Origin of the sequence: Pseudomonas paracarnis (assembly GCF_904063055.1) — a bacterium.
GTDB classification, from domain to species: Bacteria; Pseudomonadota; Gammaproteobacteria; order Pseudomonadales; family Pseudomonadaceae; genus Aquipseudomonas; species Aquipseudomonas paracarnis.
Genome location: NZ_CAJFCN010000001.1, coordinates 810,238 through 828,819, shown reverse-complemented (window position 1 = coordinate 828,819; position 18,582 = coordinate 810,238). Strand labels below are relative to the sequence as shown.

Annotated in this window: 14 protein-coding genes; 4 read left to right on the top strand and 10 right to left on the bottom strand. The window is 60.5% G+C overall.

The window, feature by feature from the left end; translation table 11 throughout:
- Positions 1-244: 244 nt before the first annotated feature.
- From JMV15_RS03825 to JMV15_RS03800, 6 genes are all read right to left on the bottom strand, one after another.
- The gene (locus JMV15_RS03825; protein WP_003189653.1) at positions 245-766 is read right to left on the bottom strand and encodes a DUF6586 family protein; all 522 of its coding nucleotides are present in this window, start codon (positions 764-766) and stop codon (positions 245-247) included.
- A 191-nt stretch (positions 767-957) separates the two neighbouring features.
- Positions 958-3,579 carry a type I DNA topoisomerase gene (topA, locus tag JMV15_RS03820; RefSeq protein WP_003189652.1) on the bottom strand — a complete coding sequence of 874 codons (2,622 nt, stop codon included), beginning with the start codon at positions 3,577-3,579 and terminating at the stop codon, positions 958-960.
- A gap of 114 nt (positions 3,580-3,693) precedes the next feature.
- The gene (locus JMV15_RS03815; protein WP_003189651.1) at positions 3,694-3,930 is read right to left on the bottom strand and encodes a DUF1653 domain-containing protein; all 237 of its coding nucleotides are present in this window, start codon (positions 3,928-3,930) and stop codon (positions 3,694-3,696) included.
- Between the two features lie 98 nt (positions 3,931-4,028).
- A complete protein-coding gene (gene fadA, locus JMV15_RS03810) occupies positions 4,029-5,204 on the bottom strand; it encodes an acetyl-CoA C-acyltransferase FadA (RefSeq protein WP_003189650.1) in 1,176 nt (391 codons plus the stop codon).
- Positions 5,205-5,233: 29 nt separating this feature from the next.
- Positions 5,234-7,381, bottom strand: a complete 2,148-nt coding sequence (gene fadB, locus JMV15_RS03805) for a fatty acid oxidation complex subunit alpha FadB (protein ID WP_005786151.1) — start codon at positions 7,379-7,381, stop codon at positions 5,234-5,236.
- A 486-nt stretch (positions 7,382-7,867) separates the two neighbouring features.
- Complete coding sequence (locus tag JMV15_RS03800; protein WP_019818247.1) at positions 7,868-8,305, bottom strand: hypothetical protein; 438 nt, start codon at positions 8,303-8,305, stop codon at positions 7,868-7,870.
- Between the two features lie 105 nt (positions 8,306-8,410).
- On the opposite strand from JMV15_RS03800, the gene JMV15_RS03795 reads away from it, so the two are divergent.
- On the top strand, positions 8,411-8,851 hold the full coding sequence (locus JMV15_RS03795) for a universal stress protein (protein ID WP_014717508.1): 441 nt from the start codon (positions 8,411-8,413) through the stop codon (positions 8,849-8,851).
- Between the two features lie 183 nt (positions 8,852-9,034).
- Here the strand turns inward: JMV15_RS03795 and JMV15_RS03790 are convergent, their stop codons facing one another.
- The gene (locus JMV15_RS03790; RefSeq protein ID WP_020302894.1) at positions 9,035-10,957 is read right to left on the bottom strand and encodes an ATP-binding cassette domain-containing protein; all 1,923 of its coding nucleotides are present in this window, start codon (positions 10,955-10,957) and stop codon (positions 9,035-9,037) included.
- Positions 10,958-11,170: 213 nt separating this feature from the next.
- On the opposite strand from JMV15_RS03790, the gene JMV15_RS03785 reads away from it, so the two are divergent.
- Positions 11,171-13,099: a transglycosylase SLT domain-containing protein gene (locus tag JMV15_RS03785; protein WP_014717506.1), complete on the top strand. Its 1,929-nt coding sequence runs from the start codon at positions 11,171-11,173 to the stop codon at positions 13,097-13,099.
- A gap of 65 nt (positions 13,100-13,164) precedes the next feature.
- On the opposite strand, the gene JMV15_RS03780 is transcribed toward JMV15_RS03785, so the two are convergent.
- Complete coding sequence (locus tag JMV15_RS03780) at positions 13,165-14,970, bottom strand: ABC transporter ATP-binding protein/permease (protein ID WP_169912502.1); 1,806 nt, start codon at positions 14,968-14,970, stop codon at positions 13,165-13,167.
- A gap of 237 nt (positions 14,971-15,207) precedes the next feature.
- On the opposite strand from JMV15_RS03780, the gene JMV15_RS03775 reads away from it, so the two are divergent.
- Positions 15,208-15,381, top strand: coding sequence for a PA1571 family protein (locus JMV15_RS03775; RefSeq protein WP_014717504.1), 174 nt, complete (start codon positions 15,208-15,210; stop codon positions 15,379-15,381).
- 102 nt (positions 15,382-15,483) lie between these two features.
- On the opposite strand, the gene pdxB is transcribed toward JMV15_RS03775, so the two are convergent.
- A complete protein-coding gene (pdxB, locus tag JMV15_RS03770) occupies positions 15,484-16,626 on the bottom strand; it encodes a 4-phosphoerythronate dehydrogenase PdxB (protein WP_038449467.1) in 1,143 nt (380 codons plus the stop codon).
- A 251-nt stretch (positions 16,627-16,877) separates the two neighbouring features.
- Here pdxB and JMV15_RS03765 point away from each other — a divergent pair, with 251 nt between their 5' ends.
- Entirely contained in the window at positions 16,878-18,272 is a 1,395-nt protein-coding gene (locus tag JMV15_RS03765) for an MATE family efflux transporter (RefSeq protein WP_014717502.1), read from the top strand.
- Here JMV15_RS03765 and tusA read toward each other — a convergent pair.
- The gene (gene tusA, locus JMV15_RS03760) at positions 18,269-18,514 is read right to left on the bottom strand and encodes a sulfurtransferase TusA (protein WP_014717501.1); all 246 of its coding nucleotides are present in this window, start codon (positions 18,512-18,514) and stop codon (positions 18,269-18,271) included. The genes JMV15_RS03765 and tusA overlap by 4 nt on opposite strands.
- Positions 18,515-18,582: the final 68 nt, after the last annotated feature.

Genomic DNA, 18,582 nt, shown 5'->3' with positions numbered 1-18,582 from the left:
GGCTCCCCGTTAAACCACGCTGGCATTCCGGCTTTTCCACAGTGACCCGCCGTCAGGCGGAACCCTAAGTGGCCGTTACCGCAGGAATGGATATGTACTCGGTATAACAGGGTCGCCTGTCAGGCCGCCATCGCAGGCAAGCCAGCTGCCACAGGTTGAACGCGGGGCATCAGATCGATAGGTGTCGGCTGGCAGGCCGTCATCGCAGGCAAGCCAGCCTCCACATTTGCTTAGTGCAACCCCTTCAGCACTCGTTGAGCCCTTCACGAAAACGCAGCGCCATCTTTTTCAGCTCCTGGCGCCAGCCTTCCAACTCCTCACGGCTCAAAGGCTTGGGCTCATCCTGTTCCAAGGCCACGGCGACGATCAGCGGCTGGGTGACATCACCTTTGGGCACATGGGGAATACGCGGCGGTTGAAACATATCCGCATGGGCTTTGAGCAGCCGTGCCACCCAACTGTCGGGGCTTTGGGCCATTTCCACCAGCTCGGCCAACTCGGGGATCGCCATGGAATCCAGCACTTCACGATTCATGATCATTTCTGCACGCGGCGCACCGGCCTGGGGTAGGCGGTAGAACCCGGCGATCTCATGGCACAGCCCCAGCAAGGCACCGTACAGGTGGAACAACGCCGCTTCGCGCCCCGCCTGTACCAGCGCGATGGCGTTCATCTCTTTCCCTTCCTCGGCACGGCCAAGGGCCTCCAGGGATAAACCCGCGAAGTAAATTTTCTGATTGGTACGGGTATAGAGTTCGTTGGCCATGACGGCAATCTCCACAACGAATAGGCGTGATGCTGGCTGTGTAGGAGCGAGCTTGCTCGCGAAAAACTTCCAGGCACCGCAGGGTGCCAGGTTTCCCGCGTTTTCGTTAACGATCTTCGCGAGCAAGCTCGCTCCTACAGTAAGCAAAAACCGTCTATACAGACGGCTTTTGGCGTTAACAGACTAGCGGATCAAGCGCCCTGGCGCTTGTCCTCGACCTTCCACTTGCCGCCGTCGTAGAACGCTTTCCAGCCAGTAGGCTTGCCGTCCACTTCGGTCTGCACGTACTGCTCCTTGGTCTTGCGGCTGTAACGGATCACGGCTGGGCGACCATCCGGGTCCTTTTTCGGCGCTTCACACAGGAAGTGGTACTTCGGATCGATCTCGTCCTTGTGCGGCACGATCTCCATCACCAGTGGTGCACGGGTCTCGCGGTTTTTCGGGAACTGGCTCGCAGCCAGGAACAGCCCCGAAGCGCCGTCACGCAGGATGTAGGTGTCGTTGACCTTCTCGCACTTGAGCTCGGGCATTTTCACCGGATCCATCTTCGGCGGCGCCGCATCACCGCTTTTCAGCAGTTTGCGGGTGTTCTTGCAGGTTGGGTTGGTGCACCCGAAGAACTTGCCGAAACGGCCAGTCTTGAGCTGCATCTCGCTGCCGCACTTGTCGCATTCCAGGCTCGGGCCTTCATAGCCCTTGATGCGATAGGTGCCCTCTTCGATCTCGTAGCCGTTGCAATCCGGGTTGTTACCACAGATGTGCAGCTTGTGCTTCTCGTCCAGCAGGTAGGCGTCCATCGCCGTGCTGCAGATCGGGCAGCGGTGCTTGCCACGCAGCACCAGCGACTCGGACTCACCCTCGTCGTCAGCCGCGATTTCATCGCCCGGCACCAGGTTGACGGTCGCCTTGCAGCGCTCTTTGGGCGGCAGGCTGTAGCCCGAGCAACCGAGGAACACGCCGGTGGAGGCGGTACGAATCTGCATCGGTCGACCGCAGGTAGTGCACGGAATATCCGTCATCACCGGCTGGTTGGCGCGCATCCCGTTCTCGGGGTTCTCGGCCACTTCAAGCTTTTTCTTGAAGTCGCCGTAGAACTCATCCAGCACGTTTTTCCAGTCGCGTTCGCCCTGGGCCACGTCATCGAGGTTCTCTTCCATGCCGGCAGTGAAGCCGTAATCCATCAAGTTGGAGAAACTCTCCGACAGACGCTCGGTGACGATGTCACCCATCTTTTCCGAATAGAAACGACGGTTATGCAGCGCAACGTAGCCACGGTCCTGGATGGTGGAGATGATTGCCGCGTAGGTCGACGGACGACCGATACCGCGCTTCTCCATCTCTTTCACCAGGCTGGCTTCGGAATAACGCGCCGGCGGCTTGGTGAAGTGCTGGGACGGGTCGAGCTTGATCAGCTTCAGTGTGTCGCCCTGGGCCATGTCCGGCAGCACATCATCATCGCCAGGCTTGGCGATCTGCGGCATCACACGGGTGTAGCCATCGAACTTGAGGATACGGCCCTTGGCACGCAGCTCGAAATCGCCCGCGCCCACGCTGACGGTAGTAGACAGGTATTGCGCCGGCAGCATCTGGCAAGCCAGGAACTGGCGCCAGATCAGCTCGTAGAGGCGCTCAGCGTCGCGCTCCATGCCGCTCAGCTTGGCAGGCGTGGTGTTGGCGTCGGAAGGACGAATCGCTTCGTGTGCCTCTTGTGCGCCTTCCTTGCTGCTGTAGACGTTCGGCTTCTCCGGCAGGTAGGTCTTGCCGAATTCGCTTTCAATATAGGTACGCGCCATCGCCACCGCGTCTTGCGACAGGTTGGTGGAGTCCGTACGCATATAGGTGATGTAGCCAGCCTCATACAGACGCTGGGCCATCATCATGGTCTTCTTCACCCCGAAGCCCAAACGGTTGCTCGCGGCCTGTTGCAGGGTGGAGGTGATGAACGGCGCCGACGGTTTGCTGCTTGTCGGTTTGTCTTCACGCTTGACGATGCTGTAGCTGGAGGCCTTGAGCTTCTCCAGCGCGGCCATGGCCTGGGCTTCGTTCAGCGGCTTGAAGGCCTCGCCTTTCTCACGGGCCACTTCAAAGCGCACATTGGCGCCCTTGGCAGTGCCGAGGTCGGCGTGGACTTCCCAGTATTCTTCAGGGATGAACGCACGGATCTCGCGCTCACGCTCAACCACCAGCTTGACCGCTACCGATTGCACACGGCCGGCGGACAGGCCACGGGCGATCTTCGCCCACAGCAGTGGCGAGACCATGTAGCCGACGACGCGGTCGAGGAAGCGACGGGCCTGCTGGGCGTTGACACGGTCGATGTCCAGCTCGCCCGGCTTGGAGAAGGCTTCCTGGATGGCTTTCTTGGTGATTTCGTTGAACACCACGCGCTTGTAGCGGCTGTCATCACCGCCGATGGCTTCGCGCAGGTGCCAGGCAATGGCTTCCCCTTCGCGGTCCAAGTCCGTCGCGAGATAGATGGTGTCAGCATCTTTGGCGAGCCGGCGCAGCTCTTCGATGACCTTTTCCTTGCCCGGAAGGATTTCGTACTTGGCCTTCCAGCCATGGTCCGGGTCCACACCCATGCGCGAAACCAGTTGCTTGCGCGCTTTTTCTTTAGGCGTGAGTACCGGACCTTCGCCCGCGGCGGCCTTGCCGCGCTTGGCGGCAGGCTCCTTGCTGGCGCTAGCCGAACCGCTGGTGGGCAGGTCTCGGATATGGCCGATACTCGACTTCACCACGTACTCGTTGCCCAAGTACTTGTTGATGGTCTTGGCCTTAGCCGGGGATTCCACAATGACCAGCGATTTGCCCATGGATCGGAAAATTCCTGAATTCGAGAAGTGAAAGGCAGTTGGCGCCTGACGCGGCAACGCTATATATAGTGGCAACCGGATGAGGTCAAGCGCAGCATTCTGCGCGACCTGCCGTTATTGCCCTGTAAAAAGACTGGGTTCGGCCGTGACCAAAGCAAAGCGCGGGACCTGCTCGCCGTCAACTTCGACGGTCTCCAGGAACATGCTCAAAGGGCGCACCCAAAAGCCGTATTCGCCATACAGCGCTTGGTAAAACACCACTTCTTCTTCGGTTTCAGAGTGGCGCGCCACGCTGAAAACACGGTACTGCGGCCCCTTGTAATGCTGGTAGAGCCCTGGTTCGACTTTCATGCTCTGGCCCTCATGCAAAATTTGTTGAAAAAAAATATTTAAAAGTTCCAAAAAACAAAAACCGGGGCACTGGGCCCCGGCTTCCGTCAACCGAACGTTTAGACGCGTTCGAAGACGGTAGAGATGCCTTGGCCGAGACCAATGCACATGGTTGCAACCCCAAGGTTGCCGCCATTTTGCTTCATCACGTTAAGCAAAGTGCCAGAGATACGCGCACCGGAGCAACCGAATGGGTGGCCCAGGGCAATCGCACCGCCGTGCAGGTTAACCTTCTCGTTCATCTTGTCGAGTACTTTCAGATCTTTCAGCACTGGCAAGGCCTGTGCGGCGAAAGCTTCGTTGAGCTCGAAGAAGTCGATATCAGAGATGGAAAGGCCTGCGCGCTTCAAGGCTTTTTGTGTGGCCGGTACTGGACCATAGCCCATGATCGCCGGATCCACACCCGCCACTGCCATCGAACGAATCACGGCCAGCGGCTGGATACCCAGGTCCTGGGCACGCTGCGCCGACATCACGATCATGCACGAAGCACCGTCGGTGATCTGCGAGGAAGTACCGGCTGTCACGGTGCCGCCCTTTGGATTGAAGGCTGGCTTGAGGGCCGCCAGGCTTTCCAGGGTAGTGTCCGGACGAATGGTTTCGTCGTAGTCGAACAGTTTCAGGAAACCATTCTCGTCGTAGCCGTTCATCGGGATGATTTCATCCTTGAACTTGCCTTCCACCGTTGCCTTGTGGGCGAGTTGGTGGGAGCGCAGGCCGAAGGCGTCCTGGGCTTCACGGGTGATGCCGTGCATTTTGCCGAGCATTTCCGCGGTCAGGCCCATCATGCCCGAGGCTTTCGCCGCGTAGAGGGACATGTGCGGGTTAGGATCGACGCCGTGCATCATGCTGACGTGGCCCATGTGCTCCACGCCGCCGACCACGAACACATCGCCGTTGCCGGTCATGATCGCTTGCGCAGCGGTGTGCAGCGCGCTCATCGACGAGCCGCACAGGCGGCTGACGGTCTGGCCGGCCGCGGTGTGCGGGATCTGGGTCATCAACGACGCCATGCGCGCGATGTTCCAGCCCTGCTCCAGGGTCTGGTTGACGCAGCCCCAGATCACGTCCTCGACTTCGTTCGGGTCGACCTTGGTGTTGCGCTCCAGCACTTTGCTGATCAGGTGCGCCGACATGTCTTCGGCGCGGGTGTTGCGGTGCATGCCGCCCTTGGAGCGGCCCATCGGCGTACGACCGAAGTCGACAATCACGACGTCTCTTGGATTCAAGCTCATAAATATTCTCGCTCTAGTCGATTGGGCGCTTAACCGAAGAAGCTCTGGCCATTCTTGGCCATTTCACGCAGCTTCGCGGTCGGGTGGTACAGCGGGCCCAAATCAGCGTATTTGTCAGCCAGGGCAACGAACTCGGCCACACCGATCGAATCGATGTAACGCAACGCGCCACCACGGAATGGAGGGAAACCAATACCGTACACCAGGCCCATATCGGCTTCGGCGGCGGTTTCAACGATGCCGTCTTCCAGGCAACGCACGGTTTCCAGGCACAGGGCGATCATCATCCAGTTGATGATGTCTTCGTCCGACACCTCACGCTGTTCGTAGATGACCGGAGCGAGCACTTCGTGCACCGACGGGTCGGCCACTTTCTTCTGCTTGCCCTTCTTGTCGGCCTCGTAGGCGTAGAAGCCCTTGCCATTCTTCTGGCCCAGGCGCTTGGCCTCGTACAGCGCGTCGATCGCCGAGCGGCGGTCGTCTTTCATGCGGTCCGGGAAGCCTTCAGCCATGACGTCGCGACCGTGGTGGCCGGTGTCGATGCCGACCACGTCCATCAGATACGCCGGGCCCATGGGCCAGCCGAATTTTTCCATGACCTTGTCGATGCGCACAAAATCCACACCGGCGCTGACCAGCTTGGCGAAACCGCCAAAGTACGGGAACAGCACGCGGTTGACCAAGAAGCCCGGGCAATCGTTGACGACGATCGGGTTCTTGCCCATTTTCTTGGCGTAGGCAACGGTGGTGGCCACGGCCAGCTCGCTGGACTTCTCGCCACGGATCACTTCCACCAGCGGCATCATGTGCACCGGGTTGAAGAAGTGCATGCCGACGAAGTTTTCCGGACGCTTGAGGGCCTTGGCCAGCAGCGAGATGGAAATGGTCGAGGTGTTGGAGGCCAGGATGGTGTCATCTTTGACCTGGGCTTCCACTTCAGCCAGTACCGCCTGCTTGACCTTCGGGTTTTCGACAACCGCTTCGACCACCAGGTCGACGTGGCCGAAATCACCGTAGGACAGCGTAGGACGAATGCCGTTGAGCACTTCAGCCATTTTTGCAGCGGTCATACGACCTTTATCAACGCGGCCCACCAGCAGCTTGGCGGCTTCGGCCAGGCCCTGTTCGATACCGTGCTCGTTGATGTCTTTCATCAGGATCGGCGTGCCTTTGGACGCCGACTGATAGGCGATACCGCCACCCATGATACCGGCGCCGAGTACGGCGGCCTGTTTCACGTCCTTGGCGATTTCGTCGTAGGCCTTGGCCTTTTTCTTCAGTTCCTGATCGTTCAGGAACAGGCCGATCAGGCTCTGGGCCGCCGAGGTTTTCGCCAGTTTGACGAAGCCTGCCGCTTCCACTTCCAGGGCTTTGTCGCGACCAAAGTTCGCGGCCTTCTGGATGGTCTTGATCGCTTCAACCGGCGCCGGGTAGTTCGGGCCGGCCTGGCCTGCCACAAAACCTTTGGCGGTTTCGAACGACATCATCTGTTCGATGGCGTTGAGCTTGAGTTTTTCCAGCTTCGGCTGACGCTTGGCCTTGTAGTCAAATTCGCCGCTGATGGCGCCTTTGATCAGGTTCAGCGCGGCTTCGGCCAGTTTGTCCGGGGCCACCACAGCGTCGACGGCACCGACTTTCAGTGCGTCTTCAGCCTTGTTTTCCTTGCCGGCGGCGATCCATTCGATCGCGTTGTCGGCACCGATCAGGCGCGGCAGGCGCACGGTACCGCCAAAGCCTGGGTAGATACCCAGCTTGACTTCCGGCAGGCCGATCTTGGCCGTCGCGGACATGACACGGAAGTCTGCCGCCAGGCACATTTCCAGGCCGCCGCCCAACGCGATGCCGTTGATGGCAGCAACAGTCGGCACGTTGAGGTCTTCGAAATCGCTGAAGATCTTGTTGGCTTCGAGGTTGCCAGCCACCAGCTCGGCATCGGGCAGCTTGAAGTTGTCGACGAATTCGGTGATGTCAGCGCCGACGATAAACACGTCCTTGCCGCTGGAGACGATCACGCCCTTGACCGAAGCATCTGCTTTGATGGTGTCTACGGCCTGACGCAGTTCGTTCAGGGTTAGACGGTTGAACTTGTTGACGGACTCACCCTTGAGGTCGAATTTGAGTTCGACGATGCCACTTTCAAGAGCCTTAACCGTGATGGCTTTACCTTCGTAAATCATCAACTGATCTCCACGATATGGAAGCTGAACAGTACACACTGGACGCTGGTCTCTGGTTTGACATTGACAGTTGAATCAATGCTCACGCCAATCCGCCAGGCACACCCGCCAGTGCGATAGTCGGGTTTTGTATGAGTCGTCTGACAGGCAAACGCTCAATTCATACGCCCGTTTGATTTGGGTACGCCACCTTCATCCAATTCCGAGCAATTGTCAATCGCTCCAAAGGCTAGGAAAAACGCGACTTTCCAGTCATTTCAGAACCCGGCCCACAGGCTCGCCACCCGTCAATATTCAAATATTCACAGGATCAATAATGGAAAGGATGTGTGAAAAGGCTGTACAGAAAGCAATACACGACTAGGCTAGCGGCAATGTGCAGATTTACCGGCCTGCCTGGCCACCTCCAGCCCGATGATGATGTCGGGCTTTTTATTGCCTGGCTTTCCTGTAGGAGCGAGCTGGCTCGCTCCTACAGAGCTTGGGTCAGGCCAGGGCCTTGAGCAGCGTATCAATATCTTTCAGCACGCTTGCGTCGCCCTTTTCGCCCCAATACAGAGCAATCATCTGTTTGTCGGCCTCGACCTTGTAGACGTTTGCCGGCAGCGTTGCAAAATGCGGCAACAACTTCTCATCCACACAGGGTTCACGCCACTGATTGACCCATAGCCCCGGCTCCAGCTGCCAGTAGCTCCAGGTTGCGGGCGCGCTGCCGCGTCGTGGCCGGCAATACTGCGCACAGGGGCTCGGCGGCTCCTGCTTGAGCCAGTGCGGCCATTCCTGAGGCGCCAACTGCATGGCCAGGCCGATGCGGCGTGCCTCCATGCGCAGGGCCATACGCCCACTCTGCTGGCGCGAAGGTCGCAGCCATACCAGGGGGCTCAAAACCACCGCAAGGATTGACACCACTATCCAGACCGTCATATGTGTACTCCCGAATTTCTAGATGAGCGGATTTGATCTGCGGCAACCCCATCCGCTTGAAAGCAGCCATACTGAACTTATTGCAGTCCTCTGGAGGAACGCCTCATGCCCTACGAACATATTCTGGTCGCTGTCGACCTGACCGAAGAGTGCGATCCAGTGATCAAGCGCGCACAGGAATCCGCGATTGCCAATGGCGCCAAACTGTCGTTGGTGCACATCGTCGAGCCCATGGCCATGGCCTTTGGTGGTGACGTGCCGATGGACCTTTCCCAGCTGCAGCAACAACAATTTGACCAGGCCAAGGAGCGCCTTGACCGTTTGATTCTCAAATACCCGCACCTGAAAAAGGAAGACTGCCACCTGACATACGGCCAACCGCGCCAGGAAATTCACCACCTGGCCAAGGAAAAGGCTTGCGACTTGATCGTGGTGGGTAGCCATGGTCGTCACGGTTTGGCGTTGTTGCTGGGCTCGACCGCCAATGATGTATTGCACGGCGCGCCGTGCGATGTATTGGCCGTCAAACTGATAAAGAGTCCGTAAGACCGATAAAGGTCTAATGTGGGAGCTGGCTTGCCTGCGATAGCGGTGTATCAGCCACCCGATGCATCAACTGGCAGACTGCTATCGCAGGCAAGCCAGCTCCCACATTTTTAACTGTATTTCATATGAAAAAGCCCGGCGCTCATAGAAGAGTGCCGGGCTTTTTTATTGCGGGTCGATCAGTCAGGCATCCAACTCGGCCCAACGCTCAACCAAGGCTTCCAGCTCCTGGTTCAGCGTCTCCAGAGAGGCGATGACCTTGGCGGTTTCTGCCGCAGGGCGCAGGTAGAAGCCGGCGTCAGCCATTTCCGCTTCGACCGCAGCGATCTGCTGTTCCTTGGCGTCGATATCGCCTGGCAAGGCTTCCAACTCGCGCTGCAACTTATAGCTCAGCTTCTTCTTGGCCGGCGCAGCGTCAGCAGCCGGTGCAGGCGCCTCGGCAGCGGCGGGAGCCACCACCGCCGTGTTCAGGTCCGCCTTGCCCGACTTGCTCTCGGTCACGCCCAGCAGGCGCGGCGAGCCGCCCTGACGCAGCCAGTCCTGATAACCGCCCACGTATTCGCGCACCTTGCCTTCGCCTTCGAAAACCAGGGTGCTGGTGACCACGTTGTCGAGGAATTCCCGGTCGTGGCTGACCATCAGTACGGTGCCGTTGAAGGTCAGCAAGACCTCTTCCAGCAGTTCCAGGGTTTCCACGTCGAGGTCGTTGGTCGGTTCGTCGAGCACCAGCAGGTTGGCCGGCTTGCTGAACAGCTTGGCCAGCAGCAGGCGCGCACGCTCACCCCCCGACAGCGCCTTGACCGGCGTGCGCGCACGTTGCGGGCTGAACAGGAAGTCGCCCAGGTAGCTGAGTACGTGGCGGCTCTGGCCGTCGATGTCGATAAAGTCGCGACCTTCGGCGACGTTGTCGATCACGGTCTTTTCCAGGTCCAACTGGTGGCGCAACTGGTCAAAGTAGGCCACGTCGATGCGAGTGCCCTCTTCCACCTTGCCGCTGGTCGGTTGCAGACCGCTGAGCATCAGCTTGAGCAAGGTGGTCTTGCCGGTACCGTTGGCGCCCAACAGGCCAATACGGTCGCCGCGCTGCAGGACCATGGAGAAGTCCTTGATCAGGAACGGGCCGTCCGGGTGATGGAAGCTGACGTTCTCCAGCACCATCACTTGCTTGCCCGACTTGTCGGCAGTATCGAGCTGGATATTGGCCTTGCCGGTACGCTCGCGGCGCTCACTGCGCTCCACGCGCAAGGCTTTCAAGGCACGCACGCGGCCTTCGTTACGGGTGCGACGGGCCTTGATGCCCTGGCGGATCCAGACTTCTTCCTGGGCCAGCTTCTTGTCGAACAGCGCGTTGGCGGTTTCTTCGGCCGCCAGGGCGGCTTCCTTATGCACCAGGAAGCTGGCGTAGTCGCCGTTCCAGTCGATCAGGCCGCCACGGTCCAGCTCGAGGATGCGCGTAGCCAGGCTCTGCAGGAAAGCACGGTCGTGCGTGATAAACAGCACGGCGCCCTGGAAGTCCTTGATGGCTTCTTCAAGCCAGGCGATGGCGCCGATGTCCAGGTGGTTGGTCGGTTCGTCGAGCAGCAGCAGGTCCGGCTCGGACACCAGGGCCTGGGCCAGCAGCACACGGCGACGCCAGCCGCCGGACAATTCGGCGAGGGTCTTGTCTGCCGGCAGTTGCAGGCGGCTCAGGGTGCTGTCCACCAGTTGCTGCAAGCGCCAGCCGTCACGGGCTTCGAGGTCTTGCTGGACGTGCATCAGTTTGTCCAGGTCTTCTTCGGTGACGCAGTTCTGTGCCAGGTGATGGTATTGCGCGAGCAACTCGCCAACACCGTCCAGGCCTTCGGCTACCACGTCGAACACTGTCCGTCCGTCGGCCACCGGCAATTCTTGCGGCAATTCGCCGATCTTGAGGCCCGGGGCACGCCAGACAGAGCCGTCATCGGGCTTCTGGTCGCCTTTTACCAGCTTCATCATGCTGGACTTGCCGGTGCCGTTGCGGCCGATGATGCACACCCGCTCACCACGGGCGATCTGCCAGGACACCTTGTCCAACAACGGCATGGCGCCGAAAGCAAGGGACACATCGCTGAATTTGAGCAGGGTCATACGCTTCTCCAAAAACTGGGCGCGCATTCTACCTGATGTGAGGGTGGGATGCGGTCGGCATTTTCTCTATTGACACGTTCTGTAGGACATTTCCGGCGAACTTGAACGAACCAGCCGGCAAAGCTTTCGCGGGCCGCTGGCAAAAGGCTAAGCTAGGGGCAATCAGTGTCGGCAGTGCCGGTGCTAGTCGTGATTTCTCTGCACGGACGTCTCATGCGCAGTCGCCTTTTCAACTTTTTATCTTGTCTGCTTCTTTCCGCCACTGCCGTTCAATCCGCCCAGGCGGTGGACCTCACCACTCAACGCCAGTATTACGATCAAGCCAAACGTGCCTTGGCCAAGGGCGACAGCGGCCCCTATATGCAATACAGCCAGGCCCTGGCCGATTACCCGCTCACGCCCTACCTGGCCTACGACGAACTGACCGCGCGCCTGAAAACCGCAAGTAACGAGGAAATCGAACAATTCCTCGCCAAACACGGCGACTTGCCCCAGGCCAACTGGATGAAACTGCGTTGGCTGCGCTGGCTGGCCGAACGCGGCGATTGGCAAACTTTTGAAAAGTACTACGACACCAAGCTCAATTTCGTCGAGCTGGATTGCCTGCATGGCCAGTACCAGCTCAGCCACAATCTCAAGGCTGAAGGCTACAAGACCGCCGAAAAATTGTGGATGACCGGCAAATCCCAGCCCGCCGCGTGTGACGCCACGTTTGGCCAGTGGGCCGCTGCCGGCCAGCTCACCGAGCAGAAGATCTGGGAGCGCACCAAGCTCGCCGCCGAAGCGCGTAACTACGCGCTGGCCAATAGCTTGGTGAAAACCCTACCCACCCTCGGCGCCCAAGGTCGCTTGATGGTGGATGTGGCGCAAAAGCCCGACATGCTCAGCGACCCGTCACGCTTCCAGCCGGCCACCGAGGCCATGTCTGACGCCGTGGGCCTGGGCCTGCGTCGCCTGGCGCGGCAGGATCCGGACAAAGCCATGTCGCTGCTCGACGGTTACGCCAGCAGCATGCACTTCTCCCGTGACGAAAAAGTCTCGATTGCCCGCGAGATCGGCTTGACCCTGGCCAAGCGCTTCGACCCGCGCGCACTGGAGGTCATGACCAAGTACGACCCCGAGTTACGCGACAATACGGTTTCCGAGTGGCGTCTGCGCCTGCTGTTGCGCCTAGCGCGCTGGGAAGACGCCTACCAGTTGACCCGCAAACTCCCACAGGACCTGGCCACCACCAACCGTTGGCGCTACTGGCAGGCACGCAGCCTGGAGCTGGCCGAGCCGAAAAACCCGCAGGCTTTGGTGCTGTACAAAAACGTGGCCAAGGAGCGGGACTTCTACGGTTTCCTCGCTGCTGACCGCTCCAAAGCCCCTTACCAGTTGAACAACAAGCCGCTGGTGATGAGCCAGGCGCTGGTCAACAAGGTGCGCAATACCCCGGGGGTGCGGCGTGCCCTGGAATTCTACGCCCGTGGCCAGATCGTCGACGGTCGCCGCGAGTGGTACCACGTCAGCCGTCATTTCAACCGTGACGAGATGGTCGCCCAGGCCAAACTGGCCTACGACATGAAGTGGTACTTCCCGGCGATCCGCACCATCAGCCAGGCGCAGTACTGGGACGATCTGGACATCCGCTTCCCGATGGCCCACCGCGACACCCTGGTGCGCGAAGCCAAGGTACGTGGCCTGCACTCCAGCTGGATCTTTGCCATCACCCGTCAGGAAAGCGCGTTCATGGACGATGCCCGCTCCGGCGTCGGCGCCAGCGGCCTGATGCAACTGATGCCCGGCACGGCCAAGGAAACCGCGCGCAAGTTCAGCATCCCCCTGGCCTCCCCGGCCCAGGTGCTGGACCCGGATAAAAACATCCAGCTCGGCGCTGCTTACCTGAGCCAGGTTCACAGCCAGTTCAACGGCAACCGCGTGCTCGCCTCCGCTGCCTACAACGCCGGCCCCGGCCGCGTGCGCCAATGGCTGCGCGGCGCAGACCACCTGAGTTTCGACGTGTGGGTGGAAAGCATCCCCTTCGACGAAACCCGCCAGTATGTGCAGAACGTGCTGTCTTATTCGGTGATCTACGGGCAGAAGCTCAACTCACCGCAGCCGTTGGTGGATTGGCATGAGCGGTACTTCGACGACCAATAAGGCTCTGAACCTGCTTCTAATGTGGGAGGGGGCTTGCCCCCGATTGCAGGCTGTCAGTCACACGTCTATTGCTGATCCGCCGCTATCGGGGGCAAGCCCCCTCCCACAGGGTCCGCACTGAACTGCAACGCCGCCAACCGCGCATACAGCGGATTGCTCGCAATCAACTGCTGATGCGTGCCCACCGCCACCAGCTTGCCCTGGTCCATCACCGCAATGCGGTCGGCATTCTTCACCGTGGCCAAACGGTGGGCGATCACCAGCGTGGTGCGCCCCTGCATCAGCTGCGGCAGCGCTTGCTGGATAAGGTGTTCACTCTGGGCGTCGAGGGCGCTGGTGGCTTCGTCCAGCAGCAGGATCGGCGCGTCGACCAGCAAGGCGCGAGCGATGGCCAGGCGTTGGCGCTGGCCGCCGGAGAGGCCCTGGCCACTTTCGCCGAGGTGGGTTTGGTAGCCGTCGGGCATTTGCAGGATGAAGTCGTGGGCGTGGGCAATACGCGCGGCGGCTTCCACCTGGGCGGTGGTGGCGGACGGGTTGCCGTAGCGGATGTTGTCCTCGACGCTGCCGAAGAACAACGCCGGGCTCTGGGACACCAGGGCGAAATGGCGCCGCAGGTCCAGGGGGTCTAGCTCGGTCAGCGGCTGGCCTTCGAGCAGGATTCGGCCTTGCTGGGGGTCGTAGAAGCGCAGCAGCAGATCGAAAATCGTCGACTTGCCCGCACCGGACGGCCCTACCAAGGCCAGGGTTTCGCCCGGGTTGATGGTCAGGTTCAAGCCGTCGATGGCATAGCTGTCCGGTCGCGAAGGATAGGAAAAGCGTAGGTCCTGCAGTTCCATGCGGCCACTGACCCGTTCCGGCAAACGTACGCCGCCAGTGGCCGGCGCCTGGATCTCGTTGCCTGACTGCAACAGCTCACCGATACGCTCGGCTGCCCCGGCGGCACGCTGCAACTCGCCAAGCACTTCGCTCAGGGTGCCGACGGCGCTGCCGACAATCAGGCTGTAGAACACGAACGCCGCCAGCTCACCGCCGGAAATGCGCCCGCTGATCACGTCCATGCCGCCCACCCACAGCATCACGCCTACCGCGCCGAGCACCAGCATGATCACCAAGGTGATCAGCCAGGAGCGCTGCAAGATGCGTTTACGTGCCGTGACAAAGGCGTCCTCGACGGTGACGGCAAAGCGTTGTTCGTCCTGAACCTGATGGTTATAGGCCTGCACGGTCTTGATCTGGCCCAACGTCTCGGCGACATAGCTGCCGACGTCCGCGATACGGTCCTGGCTCAAACGCGACAGGCTGCGCACCCGGCGCCCGAAGATCAGAATCGGCGCCAGCACCAGAGGCAACGCCACCACCACGATGCTGGTGAGCTTGGGGTTAGTAATAAACAGCAACACGATGCCGCCGATCACCATCAGGGCGTTGCGCAGAAACAGCGACAGTGATGAGCCGATCACCGATTGCAGTAAGGTGGTGTCGGTGGTCAGCCGCGACTGGATTTCCGAGCTGCGGTTGTTCTCGTAGAAGCCGGGGTGCAGGTAGATCAGGTGGTTGAACACCTGCCGGCGAATATCGGCTACCACCCGCTCGCCAATCCACGACACCAGGTAAAACCGCGTGAAGGTGCCCACGGCTAGGCCGAGCACCAGCAGCATGAACAGGCCGATTGACTGGTTGAGCAGGTGTGGCGACTGGGTCATGAAGCCCTGGTCCACCAACAGGCGTATGCCCTGCCCCATGGACAAGGTGATGCCAGCGGTGACGATCAGCGCCAGCAGTGCGCCAAGCGCCTGCCAACGGTAGGGCGCAATAAAGCGGCTGGCCAGGCGAATCGCACGGCGTTGACGGATGGAGAACATGGAAGGCATCACCCAATGAGGAGTCTGTACCTCAACATTGGGGGAACTTGCGCAAATAACAATGAGTCAGGTTAATTATGCCCGCCGATGCAGGCCGCTAGAGGCTATCGGTCTAAGCCTGATCTGGAAATATGTACCGGTTTCTGGTGGACTGGGTGTTCAAACCGATGAGCGTGTAAGGAGTTGTAACAGCGCGTTCATGCGGGGGAATTAAAGTAGGTACACAACCTGATGAGGAGACAGGCCATGACCTTGCAAAATAGCAGCGACGCCAAGATTGAAGTGATCCGCCAGCCGCAGCAGCTGCCTTGCTCGTACATCGATGCCAAGGGCCGGGAAGTGCAGATTACCGAAGAAATGATCCAGCAAGCCTGCAGCGAGCTGGAACAGCGACTGGTCAAGCCTGCCCAGCAAGGCTGAAGCGCCCACGCTCTTTCAAACCCGGCCCAGGTGGCCGGGTTTTTTATGCCCGCTGTAGAAGCGAGCTTGCTCGCGAAGGCCTCAAGAGCACCGCGATAACCGTTACAGCTGTTCGGCACCCAGAGCAGTCACGATCTGTGACAGCACCGCCGACTCCCCGTTGATGCGCACCTTCAAGCCATCGATCTCGCGACGCTCCGGATAGTGCTTGCGCAGCAGGTCGAAAGCTTGGCGCTGTTCCTGCACAGTGCCCACCAGGCTGCGACGCAAATCCGCGTCGTCACGGCGTGGGTCGTACACACTGCGGCACAAGGTCGCCAGCGCCCAGGCCGGGTCAGTCTCAGGATGCAGGTGCATCTCGGCCAGCCAGGGGGCCGGCAGCAAATCACTTAAGTGAATACTCGGTTCCTGGCCCAGGTGTGCGCGCAGCGCCTGGTAAATCTGCGCGGTGCCGCGCTGCTTGCCATCGAGGCTGTAGCCGGCAATATGCGGCGTGGCCAGCACGCACAGGTCAGCCAGGTCGACGTCCACCTCGGGCTCGCCTTCCCACACGTCCAGCACCGCTTGCAGGTCTTCGCGCGCCAGCAACACCTCGCGCAGCGCGGCGTTATCCACCACCGCACCCCGGCTGGCGTTGATCAGCCAGGTGCCCGGCTTGAGCTGTGCCAGGCGCTGGCGATCAAACAGGTGCCAGGTCGAACCGTTGCCGGACTTGATCAGCGGCGTATGCAAGCTGATCACGTCACATTGCTCGATGACCTGCTGCAGACTGACGTAATCACCGTCTTCGGTAATCTGGCGCGGCGGATCGCACACCAACACATTCCAGCCCAGGCCCTTGAGCACCTTGACCAAGCGCCCGCCGACTTCGCCGGCACCGACGATGCCATAGGTACGCTGTTTGAGGTCAGCGCCTTCGATTTCAGCCAGGGTCTGCAAGCTGCCAAGCACGTAGTCCACCACCCCACGCGCATTGCAGCCGGGCGCGCTGGACCACTGGATACCCGCTTGCTTGAAGTAGTCGAGGTCCAGGTGGTCGGTGCCGATGGTGCAGGTGCCAACAAAGCGCACGTTACTGCCCTCAAGCAGGGCACGGTTGACGTTGGTCACCGAGCGCACCAGTAGCACGTCGGCCTGCCCGACCGTAGCGCGGTCGATGGAACGGCCAGGCACGCGGCGAATCTCGCCAAACCCTTCGAAGAATGCATCGAGCAGCGGGATATTTTCGTCGGCAACAATCAGCATGGCAGGCTCCTTTGGCGGATTGGCAGTGTACAGAAGATCCTGTGTAGGAGCTGGCTTGCCTGCGATGGCATCGACCCGGTTTGCCTGATGTACCGAGGTGCCTGCATCGCAGGCAAGCCAGCTCCCACAGGGCTCAGCGCTGGCCTGGGCGCATTGCTTACAAATCCCTAACACAGGTTTTTTCCTGACCGCTGCGTCAACGCGTAGAATCCGCCGTCCTTGCGACTGCCTTTTTTATTGGACACCTGTACGTGAACACTGCCACCGCTACCCTCTCCCGCCCCGCCCGCATCAGCCGGGAAGTGCGCGGCCTGCTGACGCTGGCCTTGCCGATCATGATTGGCCAACTGGCAACCACCGCAATGAGCTTCGTCGATGCGGTGATGGCCGGGCGCGTGAGCCCGCAGGACCTGGCGGCGGTGGGCCTGGGTAATTCGATCTGGATCCCGGTGTACCTGTTGATGACCGGTACTCTGCTGGCCACCACGCCGAAAGTCGCCCAGCGCTACGGTGCGGGCCAGTTCAGCGAGATCGGGCCCTTGGTGCGTCAGTCATTGTGGCTGGCCGTCGTGGTTGGCATCGCAGGGGCGCTGTTGTTGCTATGCGCCGAGCCGATCCTGCATGCGATGAAGGTCGAACCCGACTTGATCGAGCCGTCCATGGGCTACCTGCACGGCATCGCCGCCGGTATGCCGGCGGTGGCGTTGTACTACGTGTTTCGCTGTTTCAGTGACGGCCTGGGCCGCACACGGCCGAGCATGGTCATGGGCTTGTGCGGGTTGGCGCTGAATATTCCGCTGAACTACATCTTCATCTACGGCCACCTGGGCGTACCGGCCATGGGCGGCGTGGGTTGTGGCTGGGCTACCGCGATTGCAATGTGGGTGATGATGATCGGCCTGGCCATCTGGACGCGCTGGGGCGCGGCCTATCAAAGCAGCGAATTGTTCAAGCGCTTCGACTGGCCGCAGTGGGCGGTGATCAAGCGCGTGTTGGGCATTGGCCTGCCGATAGGCGTGGCGATCTTTGCCGAATCGAGTATTTTTGCGGTGATCGCCTTGTTGATCGGCAGCCTGGGCGCCACGGTGGTCTCCGGCCACCAGATCGCGCTGAACGTCAGCTCCCTGGTGTTCATGATCCCTTACTCCCTGAGCATGGCCGTCACCGTGCGCGTCGGCCAGGCGCTGGGGCGCGGCGAACCTCGGGAAGCACGCTTCGCCGCCGGCGTCGGCATGGGCACCGCACTGGCGTATGCCTGCTTTTCCTGCAGCTTGATGCTGTTGTTTCGCGAGCAGATTGCAGCGATCTATACGCCCGACCCGGTGGTGATCCACCTGGCGTCGATGCTGATCGTGTTCTCGGCGCTGTTCCAGTTCTCTGACTCGATCCAGGTCACCGCCGCCGGCGCATTGCGCGGCTACCAGGACACCCGGGTGACCATGGTGCTGACCTTGTTCGCCTATTGGGGCGTTGGCCTGCCGGTAGGTTACGCCCTGGGCCTGACCAACTGGCTCGGCGAGCCCAGCGGCCCGAGCGGTTTATGGCAAGGGCTGATCGTGGGCTTGAGCTGTGCGGCGGGGATGTTGGTGGTGCGCCTGGCGCGCAGTGCACGCCGACGCATTCGGGCCGAAAAGGCGCAGGCTTAATCGGCTTTCTTGCGGATCCAGTACAGGTAGGTGCCAGCATCTTCCTGCTGATCCACCAGTTCATGGTCGAGAAACACGCAGAACTTGGGGATATCGCGACGGGTCGACGGGTCGGTCGCGATCACCTTGAGCAGGCCGCCCGCCGGCAGGTCGCGGATGTGCTGGTGCAGCATCATCACGGGTTCCGGGCAGTTGAGGCCGGTGGCGTCGAGGGTGCCATCAACCGGCAGTTCAAGACTCATACTTCACTCCTAAAACTGGCACCGCTCAACAATGTGGGAGCGGGCTTGCCCGCGATGACGGGGGCACA